At 70.0% G+C, this 21,666-nt stretch carries 17 protein-coding genes; 9 read left to right on the top strand and 8 right to left on the bottom strand.

The annotated features are described in order from the left end of the window. The first annotated feature begins 53 nt into the window (after positions 1–53). The 5 genes from KIT53_RS13885 (at position 54) to KIT53_RS13905 (ending at position 6,385) form a co-directional block, all read left to right on the top strand. Positions 54–1,007: an ABC transporter substrate-binding protein gene (locus tag KIT53_RS13885; protein ID WP_297753416.1), complete on the top strand. Its 954-nt coding sequence runs from the start codon at positions 54–56 to the stop codon at positions 1,005–1,007. Between the two features lie 239 nt (positions 1,008–1,246). Next, on the top strand, positions 1,247–1,432 hold the full coding sequence (locus tag KIT53_RS13890) for a hypothetical protein (protein ID WP_297753462.1): 186 nt from the start codon (positions 1,247–1,249) through the stop codon (positions 1,430–1,432). Beyond that, positions 1,381–2,778 (top strand): phospholipase D-like domain-containing protein, encoded by a 1,398-nt coding sequence (locus KIT53_RS13895; protein ID WP_297753418.1) that lies wholly within the window; start codon positions 1,381–1,383, stop codon positions 2,776–2,778. Before KIT53_RS13890 ends, KIT53_RS13895 begins: the two co-directional genes overlap by 52 nt. Continuing rightward, positions 2,775–4,211, top strand: coding sequence for a DHA2 family efflux MFS transporter permease subunit (locus KIT53_RS13900; protein ID WP_297753420.1), 1,437 nt, complete (start codon positions 2,775–2,777; stop codon positions 4,209–4,211). The genes KIT53_RS13895 and KIT53_RS13900 overlap by 4 nt, the downstream gene beginning before the upstream one ends. Before the next feature lie 185 nt (positions 4,212–4,396). Beyond that, positions 4,397–6,385, top strand: coding sequence for an acyltransferase family protein (locus KIT53_RS13905; RefSeq protein WP_297753422.1), 1,989 nt, complete (start codon positions 4,397–4,399; stop codon positions 6,383–6,385). 2 nt (positions 6,386–6,387) lie between these two features. Here the strand turns inward: KIT53_RS13905 and KIT53_RS13910 are convergent, their stop codons facing one another. From KIT53_RS13910 to KIT53_RS13930, 5 genes are all read right to left on the bottom strand, one after another. Next, positions 6,388–9,396 (bottom strand): hypothetical protein, encoded by a 3,009-nt coding sequence (locus tag KIT53_RS13910; RefSeq protein ID WP_297753423.1) that lies wholly within the window; start codon positions 9,394–9,396, stop codon positions 6,388–6,390. Positions 9,397–9,553: 157 nt separating this feature from the next. Then, a complete protein-coding gene (locus tag KIT53_RS13915; RefSeq protein WP_297753424.1) occupies positions 9,554–9,979 on the bottom strand; it encodes a SirB2 family protein in 426 nt (141 codons plus the stop codon). Then, complete coding sequence (locus KIT53_RS13920) at positions 9,976–10,932, bottom strand: bile acid:sodium symporter (RefSeq protein ID WP_297753425.1); 957 nt, start codon at positions 10,930–10,932, stop codon at positions 9,976–9,978. Before KIT53_RS13920 ends, KIT53_RS13915 begins: the two co-directional genes overlap by 4 nt. After that, the gene (locus tag KIT53_RS13925) at positions 10,929–11,831 is read right to left on the bottom strand and encodes a universal stress protein (RefSeq protein WP_297753426.1); all 903 of its coding nucleotides are present in this window, start codon (positions 11,829–11,831) and stop codon (positions 10,929–10,931) included. Before KIT53_RS13925 ends, KIT53_RS13920 begins: the two co-directional genes overlap by 4 nt. A gap of 29 nt (positions 11,832–11,860) precedes the next feature. Further along, the gene (locus tag KIT53_RS13930; protein WP_297753427.1) at positions 11,861–14,632 is read right to left on the bottom strand and encodes an HAD-IC family P-type ATPase; all 2,772 of its coding nucleotides are present in this window, start codon (positions 14,630–14,632) and stop codon (positions 11,861–11,863) included. A gap of 145 nt (positions 14,633–14,777) precedes the next feature. Here KIT53_RS13930 and KIT53_RS13935 point away from each other — a divergent pair, with 145 nt between their 5' ends. Both KIT53_RS13935 and KIT53_RS13940 read left to right on the top strand, forming a co-directional pair. Further along, complete coding sequence (locus KIT53_RS13935) at positions 14,778–15,404, top strand: FMN-binding negative transcriptional regulator (protein WP_297753428.1); 627 nt, start codon at positions 14,778–14,780, stop codon at positions 15,402–15,404. Between the two features lie 85 nt (positions 15,405–15,489). Continuing rightward, a complete protein-coding gene (locus KIT53_RS13940; protein WP_297753429.1) occupies positions 15,490–16,227 on the top strand; it encodes an SGNH/GDSL hydrolase family protein in 738 nt (245 codons plus the stop codon). Here KIT53_RS13940 and opgC (KIT53_RS13945) read toward each other — a convergent pair. Together opgC (KIT53_RS13945) and opgC (KIT53_RS13950) are read right to left on the bottom strand one after the other, a co-directional pair. After that, the gene (gene opgC / locus KIT53_RS13945; protein WP_297753430.1) at positions 16,217–17,374 is read right to left on the bottom strand and encodes an OpgC domain-containing protein; all 1,158 of its coding nucleotides are present in this window, start codon (positions 17,372–17,374) and stop codon (positions 16,217–16,219) included. The two genes, KIT53_RS13940 and opgC (KIT53_RS13945), sit on opposite strands and share 11 nt — an antisense overlap. Positions 17,375–17,447: 73 nt before the next feature. Then, entirely contained in the window at positions 17,448–18,584 is a 1,137-nt protein-coding gene (gene opgC, locus KIT53_RS13950) for an OpgC domain-containing protein (protein WP_297753431.1), read from the bottom strand. Positions 18,585–18,649: 65 nt separating this feature from the next. Between opgC (KIT53_RS13950) and tadA the strand changes: the two genes are divergently transcribed. Beyond that, entirely contained in the window at positions 18,650–20,038 is a 1,389-nt protein-coding gene (gene tadA / locus KIT53_RS13955; protein ID WP_297753432.1) for a tRNA adenosine(34) deaminase TadA, read from the top strand. Between the two features lie 33 nt (positions 20,039–20,071). After that, positions 20,072–21,007 (top strand): LD-carboxypeptidase, encoded by a 936-nt coding sequence (locus KIT53_RS13960; protein WP_297753433.1) that lies wholly within the window; start codon positions 20,072–20,074, stop codon positions 21,005–21,007. 24 nt (positions 21,008–21,031) lie between these two features. Here the strand turns inward: KIT53_RS13960 and KIT53_RS13965 are convergent, their stop codons facing one another. Further along, complete coding sequence (locus KIT53_RS13965; protein WP_297753434.1) at positions 21,032–21,364, bottom strand: hypothetical protein; 333 nt, start codon at positions 21,362–21,364, stop codon at positions 21,032–21,034. Positions 21,365–21,666 lie beyond the last annotated feature (302 nt).

Raw genomic sequence — 21,666 nt, forward strand, 5'->3', positions numbered from 1 at the left:
CCCCAGGGGCGCTCGCGGACACCTGTGACCCGCAAACCTACCTGGAGACAAGCATGCAACGCAGACTATTCACCCTGACCGCTCTCGCCCTTGGCAGCCTTCTTGCCTCACCGGCCTTCGCGCAGAACAAGCCCGTCATCGGCGTGTCGGTGCCGGCGGCCACCCACGGCTGGACGGGCGGGGTGGTGTACTGGGCCAACCGCACCAAGGACGAGATCGAGAAACAGCACCCCGGTGTGAAGGTGATCGTGAAGACCGCCAGTTCCCCCTCGGAGCAGGCCAACCAGATCCAGGATCTGCAGGCGGTCAACAAGATCGACACCCTGGTGATCCTGCCTTTCGAGTCGGCACCGCTCACGCGCCCGGTCGCCCAGGTCAAGGGCAAGGGCGTCTTCGTGACGGTGGTCGATCGCGGCCTGACGGACCCTTCCGCGCAGAACGCCTACGTGGCGGGCGACAACCCCGGTTTTGGCAAGGTGTCCGGCGAGTACATGGCCAAGGCCATGGGAGGCAAGGGCAACGTGGTCATCCTGCGCGGTATTCCCACCGTGATCGACAACCAGCGCGTGGATGCCTTCAATGAGGTCATGAAGGCCCACCCGGGCATCAAGGTGCTCGATGCCAAGCACGGCAACTGGAACCGTGATGACGCGTTCAAGGTGATGCAGGATTACCTCACGCGCTTCAAGCAGATCGATGCCGTGTGGGCGTCGGACGACGACATGGCCGTGGGCGTGCAGCGTGCCATCGAGCAGGCCAAGCGCACCGACGTCAAGCTCGTGCTGGGCGGTGCCGGCGCCAAGGACTACATCAAGAAGGTCATGGACGGTGACAAGCTCGTGACCGCCAATGTGACCTATTCGCCCAGCATGATCGCCGACGCCATGAAACTCACGGCGGATGCGCGTGTCTCCGGCAAGCCCATGCCGGCCACGACCATCATTCCCTCGGTGCTGGTGACCAAGGAGAACGCGGCGAAGTTCTACTTCCCCGATTCGCCTTACTGAAGCAGGTGCCGCCGGCGTGCCCATGCACGCTGGCGGGCATGGGCGTTTCCTGGTGGCGCGCGGCGGCCTTCATTGCATGTACCAGCCGTGGCTGACGAATACCCGATCCTTCGCTGCTGGGCGGCCTCGCGGGTTGCGTGGTGGCGCCGCCGGCGCCGCGCTTCGTCGGCGAGGTGGTCTACGCGGCGCCCCCGCCCCCACCGGTGGAGGTGATCGGGGTCGCCCCGATCCCGGGGCAGGTGTGGATCGGTGGCTACTGGAACTGGGTCGCTGGCCGCCATATGTGGGTGGGCGGGCATTGGGAGGCACCGCGACCCCCGGGGGCCGCGCCAGGCCCGCCCCTTCAGCCGCTTTTGGCCGGATACTGCGGCCCATGCTGCCACCCACGAACGCGACCCACTGGCTCACGCTCCATGGCCTGGTGACCCTGCTGGCCGTGCTGGTCTACGTGGTCAGCTCGCACGCCATGCACCAGCGCCGGCCACCAGCCTCGGCGATCGCCTGGATGCTGTTCATCGTGCTGCTGCCCTACCTGGCCCTGCCGGCCTACCTGGTGTTCGGCTCCCGCAAGCTGGCCCGGCCCTCGGGAGCCCGCGCCGCGCTGCCGGCGGGGGCGGACCGGCCCGATCGCTGGGCGGTCGACACCATCCTCGCGCTCGGCCAGCCTGCGCCCACGACCTGCGAAGACCTGCACCTTCATGCGGATGGGCAGGCGGCCCGCGATGCCCTGTTCCGGGTGATCGAGGGCGCGCAGGAGCGCATCGACATCTGCACCTTCATCCTGGGCAACGACACGCCCGGCCCGGAGGTGGTGGCGCGTCTGGCCGCCAAGGCCCGGCAGGGTGTGCGCGTGCGGCTGCTGCTCGACGGCCTGGGCAGCCTGATGCAACGACCCGTCAGCCTGGCGCCACTGACCGCGGCGGGTGGTCAGGTGCAGCGCTTCGTGCCGCCGCTGCATTCACCACTCAAGGGAAGGACCAACCTGCGCAACCACCGCAAGATGCTGATCGCCGACGCCGGGCTGCCGGCCGCGCGCCTGTGGTGCGGTGGGCGCAATCTGGCGGCCGAGTACTTCACGGGCGCAGCGGGAAAACCGGCATGGCGGGACCTGAGCTTCGACGTTGGCACCGGTCTCGTGCAGCAGGCGGCCAACCTGTTCGCGCGCGACTGGGCGTTTGCCAGCGGCCAGGCCGCGCCGGCGGGCCTGGGCGAGCCCGCGGTCCGCGTGGTACCGCAAGGCGGCGCCCAGCTCGTGGCGTCCGGCCCGGACCAGGCCGATGACACCGTGCTGGCGCTGCTGGTCATGGCGGCCTACCGGGCGCGCGGGCGCATCGCACTGGCCACGCCGTACTTCGTGCCAGACCCTTCGCTGCTCATGGCACTGAGCCTGGCCGCCCGGCGTGGCGTGGTGGTCGACCTTCTGGTGCCGGCGCGCTCCAACCACCGGCTGTCCGATCTGGCGCGCGGGCGCGGCCTGCGCGCGCTGGCGCAGGCCGGCGGCCGCATCTGGATGACGCAGGACATGATGCACGCCAAGCTGGCGGTGTTCGACGAGGTGCTGGCCCTGGCCGGCTCCGCCAACCTGGACAGCCGCAGCCTGCTGCTCAACTACGAACTCATGTGCGCCTTCCACGGGCAGGACGACGTCCGGCGCTTCGGCGACTGGTTCGAACACGAACGCCAGCGCGCCCGCCCATGGGCCGCGAAGCCGCCCGGCCTGGCGCGCGATCTCGCGGAAGGCATGCTGCTCTGGCTGGGGTTCCAGTTGTGACGGAGCCCGCCTCCGAGCGCGTGCGGCGCCTGCTGCCCTGGCTGGTGGCGGTGGCGTTCTTCATGGAGTCGCTGGACACCACCATCCTGAACACGGCGGTGCCGGCCATCGCTGCGGCGCTGCAGGTGCAGCCCCTGAGCATGAAGGCCGTGCTGAGCAGCTACACCTTGAGCGTGGCCGTTTTCGTGCCGGTCAGCGGCTGGCTGGCGGACCGGTTTGGCACCCGCCGGGTGTTCGCCACCGCCATCGCGCTGTTCACCCTGGGCTCCTTCCTGTGCGGCATCGCCACCGACATCCACACCCTGGTGGCCTGTCGCATCCTCCAGGGGATGGGCGGGGCCATGATGGTGCCGGTCGGGCGCCTGACCATGGTGCGCACCTTTCCCAAGGGGGAACTGGTGCGCGCCATGAGCTTCGTGGCCATTCCCTCGTTGATCGGGCCCATGCTCGGGCCGGTGGCGGGCGGCTTCATCGTGCACTACCTGCACTGGCGCGCGATCTTTTTCGTCAACATCCCCATTGGCCTGGTCGGCCTGTACATGGTGTGGCGGCATCTGCCGGACTACCGGACCGAGCGCAGCGACCCGCTCGACTGGATCGGCCTGGTGCAGTTCAGCAGCGGCATTGCCCTGCTGTCGTACGTGCTGGAGGTCTTTGGCGAGCACACGCTCAGCGGCCGGGAAATGCTCGCGCTCCTGGGCCTCTCCATGGCGCTGCTGGCCGCCTACGGCCGCCACGCGGTGAGCACGCCCCGGCCCTTGCTGAGGCTGGTGCTGCTGCGCATACGGACCTTTCGCGTGGCGGTCGGCGGCAGCTTCATCACGCGGCTGGGTGCTGGCGGCATGCCGTTCCTGCTGCCGCTGCTGTACCAGGTGGGCATGGGCTACACGCCGGTGCAGGCAGCGCTGCTGATCGTCGCCCAGCCGATCGCGGCCATCAGCCTGAAGGTATTCGTGCCGCACATCCTGGCCCGCCTGGGCTACCGGCGCGTGCTGCTGTGGAACACCGTGCTCATGGGCGGCCTGATCATGCTCTTTGCCACCATCGGCCCGGGCACGCCGGTGTGGCAGATCCTGCTGCAAGGCTTCCTGTTTGGCTTCTGCTCCTCGCTGCAGTACAGCAGCATGAACACCCTGGTCTACGCCGACGTGTCCGGCAGCGACACCAGCATGGCCAGCACCATTTCCAGCACCTTGCAACAGATGTCGATGAGTTTTGGCGTCGCCACCGCCTCGCTGGTGGCCGCGCTCTTCATCCCGGACCGTTTCCACAGCAATCCCGCGGAGCTGATCCATGGCATTCACCAGGCCTTTCTGGCGCTGGGTGCGCTGACGGTCCTCTCCGCCCTGGTTTTCCGGGAACTGCGGGCCGACGACGGCCTGGCCGTCAGCCGTGGCCAGGACGGCGCGTCGGAAGCCTCCTTCGGCAAGTGAGCCGGCCGTTCCCTGTGCCGATGTTGCAACTGCAACATGGTTGCCACCGTCCGTAGGCACACTGGGAGTGAACGGGTGGGGGTATTGCGTATGATGCGAGACCGCCCGCGCGGGGGTGCGCGAACGAGGCCCGGACCGGCCTTGCCGGATGCCCGCAGGCCCGCCCGCCGTCACGCTCCCGCCGCATGTCCGTCCACCCCGCCACCGGTCTCTCCCACCCGAAATACCGCCCCGACATCGACGGCCTGCGCGCCGTGGCCGTGCTGTCGGTGGTGGTGTTCCATGCCTTCCCGACCTGGCTGCGCGGCGGGTTCATCGGCGTCGACATCTTTTTCGTCATCTCGGGCTTCCTGATCTCGACCATCCTGTTCGAGAACCTGGACCGCGGCAGCTTCAGCTTCACCGAGTTCTACGCCCGGCGCATACGCCGCATCTTTCCGGCGCTGCTGCTGGTGCTGGTGGCGAGCTGGGCCCTGGGCTGGTTCGCGCTGCTGGCCGACGAGTACGCCCAACTCGGCCGGCACATCGCCGCGGGTGCGGGCTTCGTCTCCAACTTCGTGCTCTGGAACGAGGTCGGCTACTTCGACAACACCGCCGACACCAAACCGCTGCTGCACCTCTGGAGCCTGGCGATCGAGGAGCAGTTCTACATCGTCTGGCCGCTGGCGTTGTGGCTGCTCTGGCGCTGGCGCGCGAGCCGGCCGCACCTGCCGCTGGTGCTGATCGTGCTGGCCTTCGCGGCCTCCTTCGCCTTGAACATGAAGGGCGTGCGGCAGGACGCCATGGCCACCTTCTATTCGCCGCAGACGCGGTTCTGGGAGCTGCTCAGCGGCAGCCTGCTGGCCTGGGCCGCGCTGTACCGCCCGGCGGTGCCGTACGCGGCGCGCCGCACGCGCGCCAACGTGATGGCGGTGCTGGGCCTGCTGCTGCTGTGCTATGGCTTCGGGCGCATCGCCAAGGGGCTGAGTTTCCCGGGCGCCTGGGCCGCCGTGCCGGTGCTGGGCGCGGTGCTGCTCATCGCGGCCGGGCCGGCGGCCTGGGTCAACCGCAAGGTGCTGGCCCACCCGGTGCTGGTGTTCGTGGGCCTGATCAGCTTTCCGCTCTACCTGTGGCACTGGCCACTGCTGTCCTTTGCGCGCATTGTGGAAAGCGGCACGCCGAGCCTGGCGGTGCGCCTGGCGGCGGTCGCGCTGTCCTTGCTGCTGGCCTGGCTGACCTACCGCCTGGTCGAACAGCCCTTGCGGCATGGCGGACACGGGCGGGCCAAGGCCGCGGGCCTGCTGGGCCTGATGCTGCTGGTGGGCCTGGGCGGGTACCTCACGCACCGCCAGGATGGCTGGCCGTCGCGGGACGCGGCGCGCCACTTCGTGGACAACAAGCAGGAACTGGTGCGCACCCCCGAGAAGGACGATGCCTGCCGGCGCTACAGCGGCCTGGCGGACCCGCTGTTCCACTACTGCCGGTTTGACGACGCCGGGAGTGCGCGCACGGTCGCACTCATTGGCGACAGCCATGCCCACGTCGCCTTCCCGGGCCTGGCCCGGGAGGCGCGGGCACAGGGCCTGAACACGGTGCTGCTGGCCAACAGCGGCTGCCCGCCGTTTCTCGACACCCCCGTGGGCGCCAACGAGACAGAGCGCGCGGCCTGCTCCGAACAAACCGCGCAGATCTTGCAGACCCTCTCAGCGCGCGAGGACGTGCGCCAAGTCTTCATCTTCACGCGTGGGCCGATCTACCTCGATGGCATCGACCTCGCCGCCGGACCGGGCGACACCTTGCCGCGCGGCACCGTGACGGCCGCTGCGTTCGGCCAGGGCGCGCAGAAGACCGTTGATGCGCTGCAGCGCGACGGCCGGCAACTCTTCTACGTGACGGAGAACCCGGAACTCTCCAGCATGGCGGAAGCCTGCATCCCACGGCCCCTTCGCCGGCATACGCGCGACTGCCGCCCGGCGCGGGCAGAGGTGCTGCAGCGGCAGGCCGGGTACCGCCAGCAGATGGACGCGCTGCGCAACGTGACGGTGCTGGACAGCCTGGCCGTGTTCTGCCCCGGCGAGCAATGCCAGGTGTTCGACGCCACGGGCGCGCTGCTGTACGCCGACGACAACCACCTGTCCATGGCCGGCAGCCTGTTCCAGGCCCGGGCGCTGTTGGAGCCCCACCTGGAAAAATAGGGCTAACCCAATCCGCCTTGTCCGTGGCCCCGCCCGCCCTGTGGCTGCGGGCCGCCCGGCCCGGTGCCGTGGCCACCCCCCTGGCCCATGTACTGGGTCCAGTGGGCACCGCCGCCCGCCGCCGCGTGGCGTGGCCAGAGACCCGGTACCGGTGGGCGCAGGCCGTGGCGCGCGAAGGTTTCGCGCACGGCGTCCCGCTCCTGCTCGCCGAGGACATGCAGTCCCTGTGCCAGGGCCTCTCGCCCCTGCGGGTTGCTCGCCAGCCGGAGCAGGGTTTCTTCGTCGGCCAGGAAGGGGCGCACCCAGCCGGCGCGATCGGCTTCGGGCAGGTGCCCGGCCATGCCCAGAACCTGAACGATCTCGCGGGTGGTTCCGCTGCGCATCAGCGCATCGGGCGCCGGGTCTTGCAGCAGTTGCTGCAGCACCACTTGCCTACGCCCGGGTGGAATGAGCAGCGCGGCGGCCGCGGCCTGGGCGATGAGCGCGCCATGTTCCTGCTGGCTCAGCCCGCGCGCTACGGTGGGCGTCAGCACGCGCTCCACCACCTGGGATCCCCGGGGCGCGGGTAGTGCGGTTGCCGCCGCCGCGAGCCGTGCCGCCGAGGACAGCATGCGGTAGGGGCCTTGCGCGTTTGCCAGCACCGCATCCACAGCACGGTCGGTCAGTGCCCTTTCGCCCAGTTCGCTCCTGCGCGCTGGCGGTTGTTCCATCAGCGCTCCCAGAAAAGCATCGAGTTCGGCCGCCGTGCCGTGGGCGCCCATTTCCGCGGCCGCCCGCGGCGTCATCGCCACCTGCCATACCTCGCGTCGCCGTGCGGGGTCCAGGATCTGGGTCGAGGACATCAGCTGGGCGAGCTGCCGAGTGTCGCCCTGTTCGGCCGTGCGCGCCGCGAGCGTGGAATGGGCGGGATCCAGCAGCCGATGCATGGCCTCGGCGCGTCTGGGACCTTCCAGCCAGCGCACCGCTTCCATCGTCTGGTGGCCGTGCTCCAAGGAGCCGGACTGCACGGCGACCTGCAAGGTGCGCTCGGACAGGAGGTGCCCCATCAGGGTGGCCTTGCCTATCCGGTCGGGCCAGGCGCTCACCGCGGCCATCAGTCCGAAGATCGTCCCGGCATCGCCTTCCCGGGCCGCGAGGCTCAACGTGCGCTCGGACACGAGGCTCGCCATCATGGCGGACCTCTGTGACGGGTCAGGCCAGGTGCTCGCCGCCGTGACCAGTTCGCGCACCGTCCCGGCATCGGCTGCCTGGGCCATCAGGCCCAGCGCCGGTGGCCACAGGCAGCGCGCACGGTGGCCGGGCTGTTCCGCTTCAGGCAGGCAGGGCGCCAGGGCCCACAGATGGCGGGCGGCAAAGGCATTGCCCTGCACCACCACCGTGTGCAGGCAGGTCTGTGCCTCGGCCGCCAGCGCTTGCGCGGCATTCGTGCGCCCGGGTTCTTCCATGAGCGGCACCGCAAAGGCCACGGCCGAGATGATCCCGGCATCGCCGCTCCGCGCCGCGCGCCCTACTGCGTCGGCCGTCAACAGCTCGCTCAAGATCCGGCCTTCTTGCGACGAGAGTGGTGGCCATGCCAGGGCAGCCACCACGTGTGCCAGGGCCCGGGGATCCGGCGAATTCCGCAAGCCCTCCAAGGCATGCGGCGTGCACAGACTTGGCAACTGGTCACGGAGGCCTGTTCGCGAGAGCAGGTGCGCATACTCGCCTACCGCCGCGGGGTTGGAACCCGCTGCGACCGTGGCCATCGCGTCTGGATGCACGAGAGACTGCCGAATCGCGGCCCGGGCCTCTTCCGGTTGCACATCTGCGGCATGGCACATCAGCGTGAACAACCTGTCTTCCGAGGCTTGCGTTACCAGGGTCTGCAGCACGGAGACCAGGGGCGACTGGCGATTGGGGTGCATGGGCGTGCCGGGCCGCAACAAGGCCTCGGCGAGCTCAAACAGCTCATCCCCCGAAGCGCTCCGGCAGATGCGCTCCACGGCCTGGGTGCGCTCCAGATGAGCCAGGATCCAGCCGCCTTGGACATCGGACATGCCCGCCGCCGCGAGGCGGGCGACCTGCAGGGCGCCCTGAGGTGTTCGCGCGGCCAGTTGTACCGAAGGGGTCGAGTCGAACAAGGCCTCCAGGCAGGCGGCCGAACGCGCAGGGTCCAGCTGTGCGGCAGCCCGGGCAAGGTCGTTGACCAGCGCACCCGCGCCGGGGTCATCAGGCTGCAGGCGTCCGCTCAGGGCCCGCAATGCCTGCGGTTGCATCAGCAGGCCCATGCCGTGGGTGAACCGCCCCATATGCCAGCCCAACCTCTCTATGGTGGCGAGCGCTCCACGCCACTCGGGCGCGCCTCCCTCGCGGACACAGTGGTGCAGCGTCGCCAGCGCCTGGTGCCACGGCGAGATCTCCGCCTGATGCGCAGGAGGCAGTCGACCGATGGCATCGCTCAGCCGCTGACGCCGCCCCTCATTGTTGCTGTCCATGATGCGCGCGACCGCGTCGTCGGAGAGCAGGGCGCGCACGGCGGGGTCACGCGATGGCGGCGGGAGTTCCATCATTGCCGACAGGCAGATGTCGATCTGACTCGGAGATCCCTCCTGGGCCACCCGGGCCGGATGCGGGGGCTGGAGGAACCTCTCGCTCACGGAGAGGCGATCGGGCGGATGCAGGTGGACCGCGGCGACCAGCCCATCGACGATGCCGTTCAGGTCCGGATCCGCCAGCAGGGCGGCCACCGCCTGCTCCGTCAGGAGCGCGCGGGCCGTTTGTGCCTGGCTATCGGGTTCCAGGTAGGGCACGGCGCGGCAGGCCAGCTGCCTGAGCGCGGCGGGCTCATTCGTGCATGCAATGCGCGCAGCCAGCGTGGGGTCTGCGCGCAACAAGCTTTCCAGGCGATCGGTGCGCGCCTGCGGTTCTGTCATTCCCAGGGCTGAAATCAACCCGTCGTGCAGGGCATCGGCCTGGTCCTGCGGCAATGGCATCGGGCGGCGCTGTGCGGTGGCGGCGTGTGTACTGCCCATGGAAACCCCCTACGTGGACACGTGAACAACAGGGATGTGGGCCATTCTTGATCGCTGCACCGGGCGCGGCCGGCACATGGCACCAGCCATCCGGATGCCGTCTCCGAGCGGGTATGGAGGGCATCCGACGACGGCCGGCGCCCTCGGGGCCCCTGCTTCACGCAGCCGGGTATGCAGGGAGCCACGCGACCGGCCACGGCGGCCGGTGGGTGACGGCCACCGCCACCATGGTGCCGAAGCAGGCCAGCGCCAACACCAAGGCGATGGCCTTGCCGCCCCGGGTGCGGGCGCGGCGCAGGGCGAAGCTGCCGCTGACGATGTAGGCCAGCAGCAGCATGAGCTTGGCCTGCAGCCACGGTGTGGCGAACGGGTTGAGCTGCAGGGTGGCCAGCAACAGCAGGGCGGCGAGCAGCAGGGCGCTGTCGATGGCCTGGCTCAGGTGGCGCACGGGCGCGGCCATGGGGGTCTGTGCGCCGAGCAGCACGCCGATGCCTCGGCCCGCGAACAGGCCGCCGCTGGTCAAGGCCAGTGCGACGTGCGTGGTCTTGACCCAGGGATAGAGTTCGGCGAGCAGGTCCGTCATCGGAAAAGCACCTTGGGCACCGCCCAAACGTAGACCACCATGCCGAACAGCTCGACCAGGGACTGGGCGACAACGACCATGGCCGCCACCTCCCAGCCCGCGGGCAGTGCGAGCGCGAGCGGCAGCACGACGAAGGAGTTGCGCGTGCCCAGGCTGAAGGCCAGGGTGCGGCCCTGGTCGCGCGGGAGCTTCAGCGCACCGGCCAGGCCACGGGCGAGCAGCGCGGCACCGGCGAGGTAGAGCACGAACACCGGCAGCACCGTGGCGAGTTCGGCCAGCGCGGCGCGCACCGCGCCCACCTGCGCGGCGGCGATGAGAAACACCACCACCGCCAGCAGCGGGACCGGCCACCAGGCCATGGCCTCGCGCGCGGCCTGTGCGCGGGGATGGGTGGCGATCCCGCGTTCGGCCACGGCGGCGGCGGCCAGCGGCACCAGCACGATCAGCGTGGCCGGCACGAGGCCGGCCGGTTCCCACGCACCGAGGCCGCCGGTGTCGGTCATCAGCGCCAGGTACAGCGGCAGGAGCAGCAGTTGCAGCACCAGGTTGAGCGGGGTCACCGCCACGGCGCGCGGCACGTTGCCGCCGCCGAGCTGGCTGAAGGTGATGAACCAGTCGGTGCACGGGACCAGCAACACCAGCAGCACGCCCAGGCGCAGCGCGGGTTCGCCGGCAGGCAGCAGCAGGCTGGCCAGGCCCCACGCCAGCAGGGGCACGGCCACGAAATTGCCCAGCAGCACGGCGGCGGCGAAGCGCCGGTCGCTCAGCGCCTCGCGCAGGTGCCGCAGCGGCACCTGCAGAAAGGTGGCGAACAGGAGCAGCGCCAGGGTGGGCCAGAGCAGGTGTTCCAGGGCAGGTGCCACCGACGGCAGCGCCGTGCCGGCGGCCAGGCCGAGCGCGATGGCGGCCAGGTAGAGCCAGACCTGGTGGCGCTCCAGGGCCAGCCGTGTCATGCGGTGGCCGTGGGAGGGATCAGCAGCACGTCGTTCTCGGTCTGCTCCAGGATGCGCTGGGCCACGCTGCCCAGCAGCAGGCCCAGCAGCCCTCGGCGGCGCTGGGTGCCGAGCACGACCAGGTCGCCAGGGTGCGCCAGGCTGTGCGCGTGCAGCAGCACGCTGGCGTCGCCGTAGGAGAGCAGCAGACGCACGCGCGCGCGCGCCGCCTCGGGCAGTTCGCTGGTGTGCAGGAAGCGCCGGGCTTCTTCTTCGGCCTGGCGCCGCCCGTCGGCCTGGGCCACGGCCGGATCCATGCCGGCGAGCGCGGGATAGGGTTTGTCGAAAGCGTGGAAGAGGGTCAGGGCGGCGTCCGGAAAGAGGGCGGCGGCGGTGCGCAGCGCCAGGGCCGAGGCGGGCGAGAAGTCACTGGCCACCAGCACCTGCCGGTAGCTTTCGCGCGCCCGGTTGCGCACCACCAGCAGCGGCACGGGGGCGTGGCGCGCCAGGTCGTCCACGGTGGAGCCGAGCACCACGCGGCTGAGCGCTTCGTTGCGGGCCACGCCGGTCACGATGAGGCCGGCGCCCTCGCTCTTGCAGGCTTCCAGGATGGCGGCGGCGACGGGGCCCTGGCCGATGCGGATGGACAGCGGCAGTTCACCTTCGATGGCGAGATCGGCGTGCAGGCGCTGCTCGGCGTGGCGCAAGGCCATGTCACGCTCCTGCGCGGCCACGCCGCCCAGTGCGGCGGCGGCGGAGGTGGGGTAGTGCGGACCGGGCTCGACCACCGTCATTGCCACCAGCCGGGCCTGCCACTGGCGGGCGCAGAGCAGGGCGCGGTCCAGCGCCCGGTCGCAGCGGCTGCTGAGGTCGGTGGCGAACAGGAGGGCGGCTGGCGTTGGCGGGGCGGGAGCGGTCATGCGGAGATCCTTTCAGCGGGTGGCGGTGGTCAGGCACTGGCCGGGGTCGCGGGCCGCAGTTCGGCGAACACGTCCCAGCGCCGCAGCAGCGCCTTCTCGGTTTCGAGCACCAGCATGGAGACTACACCGATCGCGATGACGATGACGCCATCGACCAGCGGCACGTCGCGGGTGTCGAAGAGGGCCTGCATCCAGGGCAGGTAGGTGAAGGCCAACTGGGCCAGCACCACGGCGGCCACGGCCCACAACACGGCCGGCGTTCCGCGCGCGCCGCGCCAGGTGAAGGAGCGCATGTGCAGGTAGCGCACGTTGAAGAGGTAGAAGATCTCCAGCACGCACAGCGTGTTGACCACCAGGGTGCGCGCCAGCTCGGTGCCATGGCCGCGGTGATGCGCCCAGGCCAGGATGCCGAAGGCGCCCGCCGTGAAGAGCAGGGAGACGAACACCACCCGCCAGAGCATGAACGGCGAGAGCAGGGGCGCGCCGGGCTGGCGCGGGCGCCGGCGCATCACGCCGGGTTCGGCCGGCTCGAAGGCGAGCACCAGGCCCAGGGTGATGGTGAGGATCATGTTGACCCACAGAATCTGTGGCGGCGTCATGGGCAGCGTGAGGCCGAAGACCAGCGCGGCCACGATGGCCAGCACCTCGCCGCCGTTGGTGGGCAGGGTCCAGGCGATCACCTTGCGGATGTTGTCGTAGACCGTGCGCCCTTCGTGCACCGCCGCTACGATGGAGGCGAAGTTGTCGTCGGTCAGCACGATCTGCGCCGCTTCGCGGGCGGCGTCCGTGCCCTTGTGGCCCATGGCGACGCCGACGTCGGCCTGCTTGAGCGAAGGCGCGTCGTTGACACCGTCTCCGGTCATGGCCACCACCTGGCCTTCGGCCTGCAGGGCGCGAACCACGCGCAGCTTGTGTTCCGGGTTGGTGCGGGCGAACACATGGGTGCGCAGCGCCAGCGCGCGCAGGTCCTGGTCGGAAGCGGCGTCCACGTCCTGGCCGGTGGCCACCCGTGGCGCCGCGGACAGGCCGAGCTGGCGTGCGATGGCCGCGGCCGTGGCCGCGTGGTCGCCGGTGATCATCTTCACCGCGATGCCCGCGCCGTGGCAGTCGGCGACGGCGGCCATCGCCTCGGCGCGCGGCGGATCGATGAAACCCACCACGCCCAGAAACACCAGCTCGTCGACGGTGTCGAAATCGAGTTGGGTCGGCACGGCGTCCAGGCGCCGCACCGCGAAGCCCAGCACGCGTTCGCCCGCCGAGGCGGCATCGGCGATCGCCTGCTGCCAGTACCCGGCATCGAGCGGGTGCAACGCGCCATGCGCGTCGATCTGGTGGTGGCTCATGGCCAGCACACGTTCCGGCGCGCCCTTGACGAACAGCTCGGCGCCACCGTCGGCGCGAGGATGCAGGGTGGCCATGAAACGGTGGGCGGCGTCGAAGGGAATCTCGTCCGCGCGCGGGTGGCCGGCGCGCAGCGCAGCCGGGTCCAGGCCAGCTTTCATTGCGAGGGCGACCAACGCACCCTCCATGGGGTCGCCGTCCACGCGCCAGTCGCCCGGCGCGCCTGGCAGGAGCCGGGCGTCGTTGCACAGCAGGCCGGCCTCGACCAGGCGGCGCGCGTGGGCGGGCAGGGCGTGCTGGCCTGGAGGCAACTCGAAGCGGCCCACCGGGGCATAGCCCGATCCGCCCACGGGCAGGGTCACCCCATCGGCGACCACGCGGCAGGCGGTCATTTCATTGCGGGTCAGCGTGCCGGTCTTGTCGGAGCAGATCACCGTGGTCGCGCCCAGGGTTTCCACCGCTGGCAGGCGCCGCACGATGGCGTGGCGCGTAGCCATGCGCTGCACGCCGATGGCCAATGTGATCGTGATGACCGCGGGCAGGCCTTCCGGCACCAGCGAGACCGCGATGGCCACCACCACCATCAGCGCGTCCACCCAGTCCATGCCGCGCAGGCCAACGGCAAAGGCAAACAGCGCGGCCGCGACCGCCACGGAGAACGCCGTGAAGCGCTGGCCGAACTGGTTCACCTGGCGCAGCAGTGGCGTGGTCAGCGACTGCACGCCGCCCAGCAGGCTGCCGATGCGCCCGATCTCGGTGTGCACGCCGGTGGCCACCACCAGGCCCAGGCCCTGGCCCGCCGCGACCAGGGTGCCCGAATAGGCCATGCCCTCGCGGTCGCCCAGCGCGCAGTCCCTGGCCACGGCCTCGCCGGTCTTGACGCTGGTGACCGATTCGCCGGTGAGGATGGCCTCGTCCACGAGCAGGCCACGGGCGCGCAGCAGCCGCAGGTCGGCCGGCACGCGGTCGCCGGCCTCCAGCAGCACCACGTCGCCGGGCACCAGCGCGGCCACCGGCACCGTGTCGCGCTGGCCGTCGCGCAGGACGTGCGCACTCGGGGCGAGCATGGCGCGCAGCGCGCCCAGGGCTTCCTCGGCCTTGCCCTCCTGCACGAAACCCACGATGGCGTTGACCGTGACCACGCCCACGATCACCGCCGCGTCGACCCAATGACCCAGCCCGGCCGCGAGCGCGGCGGCGGCGATCAGGAACAGGATCAGCGCGTTCTGGAACTGCTGCAGAAAGCGCAGCAGTGCCGGCTTGCGTGGCGGCGCGGGCAGCTCATTGGGGCCGTACAGACCGAGCCGCCTGCCGGCCTCGCTGCTGGCCAGTCCCTGGCGTGTCGTGGCCAGGCGCTGCAGCGCTTCGTCGGCGGTGAGGGTGTGCCAGGCCTCGGCTGGGGTGCGGTCGGGTGTGGTGGTGGAGGAAGCGGAAGAGGGGAAAGGGTCGGTGGGCGCCATGTTCCGATAGGACCACAGGGCCGGAGCGGGTTCAAGGTTGGCAGGCCGCTCTCCGCTGAAGAATCGGGCTGCGTTTGATACAGATCAAGTAGGGCTTGTGCTCATCTACACTGCCCTGTGACGCCAACTGCCGGCCACTCTCTCTATGTACCTGCCGCCCTCATTCGCCGCCAAGGACCCGGGCATGGCCCGCGAGCTCATGCGCTCGCATCCCTTTGCCAGCCTGATCTCCAACGACGACGAGGGCGTGCCCTTCGTCACCCACCTGCCGCTGCACCTGCTGGAGGAAGAGGGTGGCGGGCTGGTGCTGCTGGGCCACGTGGCGCGGCCCAACCCGCATGCCGCCTACCTGCGGGCCCGTCCCCAGGCGGTGGTGACCTTCCTCGGGCCACAGGCCTACATGACGCCGCGCGTCTACCCCGACCTGGCCCGCGTGCCGACCTGGAACTACCTGGCGGTGCACGCGACCGTGCAGGCGCGCGAGGTCAGCGGTTTCGGCGACAAGGACCGCCTGCTCAAGCACCTCATCCATGACCACGACCCAGCCTACGCTGCGCAGTGGCGCGCGCTGGACGAGGACTTCCAGCAGCGCCTCATGCAAGGCATTGCCGCCTTCGAGTTCCGCGTGACCGCGCTGCAGTGCAAGATCAAGCTCAACCAGCACCGGCCCGAAGCCCATGCCGCCATGCTGGCGGCTTACGACGGCGGCAACGCCGACGAACGCGCGCTGGCCGGCTGGATGCGCCGCCTGGGGCTTGGCGAGGCCTCCTGAGCGGGTGGTGTCTTTACACTGCGCTCCAGAACTTCTCCCGGCCCGTCGCGATCCACTTCCTCGCCCGCCTTCCCTGCGCTGCCCCATGCCATCGAACCGCTTTCTTCCGCGCCGCCTGACCCGCCTGGGGGTCTGCCTGTCCCTCGCGGGCATGGCCCTGCCCGGGCAGGCCCAGACGCAGGCGCCCACACAGGTGGCCGCACTGGCGCCGGCCGCCGCCAGTGCCGTGGACCCGCGCTGGCAGCCCAGCCTGGATGCCTTCGCGGCGGCCGATCGCTTGCGCGCGCCTGCGCCGGGTGGCGTGGTGTTCGTGGGCAGTTCCTCCATCCGCCTGTGGAACGACCTGGAGACCAGCTTTGCCGACCAGCCGGTGGTCATCAAGCGCGGGTTCGGCGGGTCGCAGCTGCTGGATTGCGTGAAGCTGGTGGACCGGCTGGTGCTGCCCTACCAGCCCAGGCTGGTGGTGGTGTACGCCGGAGAGAACGACATCGCCGAGGGTGCCTCGCCGCAGCAGGTGGCCGAACGCTTCGTTGCCTTTGTGCAGGCCGTCAAGGACGCGTTGCCCGAGAGCCGCATCGCCTTCGTCTCCATCAAGCCCAGCCCCTTGCGCGCCCACCTGATACCGGCGGTGCGCGAGGCCAACGAGCGCATCGAGATCTACAGCCAGACCGAGCCTCGCCTGGACTTCATCGATGTCTTCTCGCTGATGATCGATGCCCAGGGCCAGCCGCGCCCCGAGCTGTTTTCCGACGACCGCCTGCATCTCAATGCGCAGGGCTACAGCCTCTGGCGGCAGCTGATCGCGCAGCACCTCAAGGGCTGACTGCCGCCACGCGGACCGGTGCCCGTGGTGGCCGGGCGTGGTGGCGGCGTTCGCGGGCCAGGGTGACCCGGGCCACCAGCCAGAGTGCGTAGAAGCCCACGAACAGGATCAGCAGGTCCACAGACCAGGGTCGCTGCGGCTGCGCAGAGCCGAACAGCGCCAGCGCCAGCAGCGCCACCACCAGGTGCGCGCAGAACACCGGCAGCGCCGCCCGTCCCAGGGTTTCCAGCACGCCCCAGCGGGGCAGCTCGCGCCGCAGCCAGGGCGCGAAGTGCATCGCCAGCACCAGCAAGGCCATCACATTGAGCAGCCGCAGCGGACCCAGGTGCCACTTGTCGAACATGAGGTTGACGGGTGAGAGGCCGGGCACCGGTGTCTGGCCCACCCCGTGCCGCCAGACGAAGGCCACCAGGGCCAGCGCCAGGGCGGCAGCGACCATCCAGCGCGGGAAGCGCGTGGGTGCCGCGCCGGGCTGGCTGTGCAGGGAGCCCAGCCACAGGCCCAGCACCCACAGGAATTGCCACGCCAGGGTCTCGAAGGCCCCCATGTCGCGGTAGCGCAGCGGCATGTCGAACCAGCCGGTGGCCAGGTGATAGGCCGCCGGGCCCAGGCCGAACTGGGCGCCGAACCACACCGCCAGGCTGAGGGCGAGTACGCCTCGCCAGCCGTGGGCGTTGCCATGCAGCAGCACCAGCGGGCTCGCCAGCATGAACAGGATGTAGATGGGCAGGATGTCCAGCAGAGCCGGGTTGTAGAGCAGCAGCGCCGCACCCACCAGCGCCAGCGTGGGCTTTTCCAGGTAGAAGCCGAGCAGGCTGGTGACGGCGCCTTCGCGCAGCAGCAGGCCGATGCCGGCGATCACGGTGAAGGCGAACAGCAGCAGCGCGATCTGGCAGGCGTAGAGCTTGAGCGCACGCAGCAGGAAGGCGGTGGTCATGGTCGCGTCGCCCTGCCTGCGGGCCTTGCCCGCATAGACCTTGCCGGCCATGTAGGCCGAGAGCAGCACGAAGCCCTCGGCCGCCGAGACGAAGCCCAGCGGCTGTCCGGTGGGGCCGGCCAGGTTCGTGGGCAGGTGGGTCAGTGTCATCAGCACGAGCATCAGGCCGCGCAGCGCATCCAGTTCCCACCGACGGTCGCTCGTGCTCATCGGTCCTTCATCCATCCAGGTCGGAGGCGGGCGCCAAGGAAAACGCCCGCCCTGGTGGGGCGCCGGGCGAGGCCTAAAGTTCCCGCCGGGCCCCGGCCCAGGGCCCGGGTCTACATTCTTTTGCAACTGGGCCTCGCCGTTCGGCGAGCAGGGCCACCGCAAAAAGACCAGCGAATGCCCCCAGCAACAGCACCCCGTCGCTGCGCCAGGGGCGGATCACCTCGGTCGAGCCGAAGAAGGCGAGGGTGAGCAGGGTGATGACGAGGTGGGCGCAGAACACCGCCAGGCTGTGGCGGCCCAGCAGCTCCAGCGGCACGGGGCGCGGCAAGGCGCGGGAGATCCAGGGGCCGGCTGCCACCAGCAAGACCGCAAGGCTGGCCACATTGAGCATGCGCAACGGTCCCAGGGACCATTTGTCGAACAGCAGCGCCACCGCCGGTACGCCAGGCATGGGGTCCTGGCCCACCATGTGGCGCCACAACAGCATGCCGCTGGCGTACAGCACCGCCGGCAGCAGCACCCACAGGGGCACGCGCGGCAGGGGGGCATCGCGCGCGCCCAGCCACAGGCCGACCACCCACAGCGCTTGCCAGGCCAGCAGATGGAACGCCCCCGTTTCGCTGTAGGGGATGGGCAGCGCCAGCCAGGCGGCGAGGGCGCCATGCGAGGCCTGCCCCAGCCCCCATTGCTCGGCCAGCCAGAGCAGCCCGCTGATGCCGAGCACGCCGCGCCAACCCACGCTCAGGCCCCGGCGCAGCAGCCAGGGGCTGAGCAGCATGAACACGATGTACAGGGGCAGGATGTCCAGCAGAGGCGGGTTGTGCAGCAGCAGCGCGGCGCCGATTACCGCCGTCGAAGGGTCGATGAAAAAGAATTCCAGCAGGCCGGTGGCGCCGCCCTGGTGGTTGCGCTGCCCCAGCCAGGCGATCAGCGTGAAGGCCAGCAGCAGCAGGCCGAGCTGGCAGAGGTAGAGGCGCGCGGCGCGGTGCAAGAAGGCCTCTTGCATGGCGGGCCAGCCGTCGCGCCGGCCCCGGCGGCCATAGACGCGGCCCGCCATGAAGGCCGACAGGAAGACAAAGCCCTCGGCCGCCGACACGAAGCCCAGTGGCTGGCCCATGGGCAACGAGAACCTCGTGGGCATGTGGGTCAGCGTCATCAGGACGAGCATCAGGCCGCGCAGGGCGTCGAGCTCCCAGCGGCGAGTGGGCATGGGCAATCAGGGAAAACCAGGAGAACCCGGGATCATGCCAGAGACCGTGGCCTACACTCGACCCCATGTGCCCAGCCCAGCCGCCGTCCGACGAAGACTTCATGCAGTTGGCGCTGGCGCAGGCCCATGCCGCCGCCGAGGCGGGCGAGGTGCCTGTGGGGGCCGTGGTGGTGCGTGACGGGCAGGTCATCGCCACTGGCCGCAACCACCCCATCGGCAGCCACGACCCCACCGCGCATGCCGAGGTGGTGGCGCTGCGCGAGGCGGCACGGACGCTCGGCAATTACCGGCTCGACGGCTGCACGCTTTACGTGACCCTCGAACCCTGTGCCATGTGCAGTGGGGCGATGCTGCACGCGCGCCTGGCCCGCGTGGTGTTCGGCGCCACGGACCCCAAGACCGGTGCGGCGGGTTCGGTGCTCGACCTCTTTGCGCAGCCGCGCCTGAACCACCAGACCGAGGTGCGGGGTGGTGTGCTGGCCGAGGCTTGCTCCGAGATGCTCAGGGACTTCTTCAAGGAGCGGCGCGGCGGCAACCCGCATCCGCTGCGCGATGACGCCCTGCGCACGCCGGACGACCGCTTCAAGGACCTGCCCGGCTACCCCTGGGCGCCGCGCTACCTGAGCGACCTGCCGGCGCTGCAGGGCCTGCGCCTGCACCACCTCGACGAGGGACCCGCCGACGCGTCGCTGACCTGGCTGTGCCTGCACGGCAACCCGGCATGGAGCTACCTCTACCGCCACATGATCCCGGTGTTCCTGGGCGCGGGCGACCGCGTGGTCGCGCCAGACCTGATCGGTTTTGGGCGCAGCGACAAACCCAAGAAGGACAGCGCGCACCACTTCCTCTGGCACCGCCAGGTGCTGCTGGAGCTCGTGGAGCGGCTGGACCTGCGCCGGGTCGTGCTGGTGGTGCAGGACTGGGGCGGCCTGCTCGGGCTCACGCTGCCCATGGAGGCGCCGGCGCGCTACGCCGGCCTGCTGGTGATGAACACCACGCTGGCTTGTGGGGACGCGCCGCTCTCGCCCGGTTTTCTGGCCTGGCGCGAGATGTGCGCCAGCCGGCCTGATTTCGACGTTGCGCGCCTGTTCGCACGCGGCAACCCGCAGATGAGCGAGGCGGAGTGCGCCGCCTACAACGCACCGTTCCCCGACCGGGGCCACCGCGCCGCGCTGCGCGCCTTTCCCCCCATGGTGCCGGAGCTGGCCGACGACGAAGGCGCCGCCGTCTCGCGCCGCGCGCGCGACTTCTGGCGTGAGCAGTGGGCCGGCCGCAGCCTCATGGCCATAGGCCAGCAGGATCCCGTGCTGGGCGAGCCCGTGATGCGCGCGCTGCATGCCGGCATCCGTGGCTGCCCGCCGCCGCTGCTGCTGCCGCAGGCGGGCCACTTCGTGCAGGAGCACGGCGCGGACATCGCGCGGGCCGCCGTGCGGCATTTCCATCCCGCCGGATAATCAGCGCCTTTTGCGCTTGCCGTTGCCGCCACCATGAGCCATATCTACATCTATTCCCCCTCCAGCGCGGTGCGCGACAAGGCCGCCTTCCGCCGTGGCCTGGCCCGGCTCAAGGCGCTGGGACATGACGTGGAGGTGGACGAAGCGGCGTTGCAGCACCACATGCGTTTCGCCGGCGACGACGAAACCCGCCTGGCGGCCATCGCCCGCGCCGCGGCCAGCGGCGCCGACGTGGCGTTGATCTCGCGCGGCGGCTACGGCCTCACGCGCATCCTGGGGCAGTTGCCGTTCAAGGCCATGGCCAAGGCCATCGAGCGGGGCACGCATTTCGTCGGCCTGAGCGACTTCACCGCGCTGCAGATGGCGCTGCTGGCGCGGACCGGCAGCACCACCTGGGCCGGACCGGCCCTGGGCGAGGACTTTGGCGCCGAGGCGCCGGACGACATCATGGAGGCCTGCTTTGACGACCTGCTGCAAGGGCAGGGCGAAGGCGCGGGCTGGCGCCTGCCGGCGAGCGACCCGCAGCGTGACAAGCCCTGGCGCGTCGGCAGCGGCACGCTCTGGGGCGGCAACCTCAACGTGATCTGCGCGCTGGTGGGCACGCCCCACCTGCCGGTCGTCGAGGGCGGCATCCTGTTTCTGGAAGACGCCAATGAGCACCCCTACCGCATCGAGCGGCAGCTCACGCAACTGCTGAACGCCGGCATCCTGGGACGGCAGAGGGCGGTGCTGCTCGGGGCCTTCAACCGGTACAAGCTCGTGCCGGGCTACGACCGCGGTTTCAAGCTGCAGACGGTGGTGGACTGGCTGCGCACGCAGACGCGCACACCCGTGTTCACAGGCCTGCCGTTCGGCCATGTACCGACCAAGGTGCTGCTGCCGGTCGGGCGAGAGGTGGAACTGCTGGTGGAAGGCCGCGACGCGTTGCTCTACTGGGGACACGTGCACCACCACGACCATCACCACTGAAGGGCCGCATCGCGGCCCCGGGGTTCAGCGGCGCAGGCGGCAGGCGTCGATCAGGCTGCGCGGCACGTGGCCCTGGAACATGGGCGAGAGGCTTTGCACCCGGTGCACCGCCAGGGCTTCGCCATGCAATTGGCTGAGCACGGCCACGATTTCGGCGCGCGCGAACCACAGTGCGTGGGCATCGTGCAGGTACTTGAGCTTGCGGGTCAGTTGCGGGCTGGCCTTGGCACCTTCTTCGCCCAGGACGGCGAGCATGGCTTCGCGCACGGGCTCCAGTGCTTCGGTGGAGTCGCGGCGCGCGTCGGGTCCCAGCAAAGCGGAGATGCTGTTACGGATACCGGGTTTGAACCAGCGCATGAAGTGGCCTCAACGACTTTGTAGAAATTGGTTGCAGGATACCTTTCGTATCCATGGGCTCGCAATGACATATTTTGCATTCAAATAGAAAAACAACAGATAAATCAAATGTTTGCTGGTGGTTTTTGAGAACTGGCGCGAGGTGTGTAGTACCTTTTGATGCAAAGGATGAAGAAGGCGTCGCAGGCACGAGGCCCTCCGGCCTGCTTTGATGGGGTTGCGCGGCCGCGACTGAGTACCCCACAGATGGGGGTGGTGCACCGAGAGCGCTCTCTAATACGGGGGGTAGTGTGATGTAATTC

The sequence above is a fragment of the Hydrogenophaga sp. genome, assembly GCF_026125785.1.
Lineage (GTDB): Bacteria > Pseudomonadota > Gammaproteobacteria > Burkholderiales > Burkholderiaceae_C > Hydrogenophaga.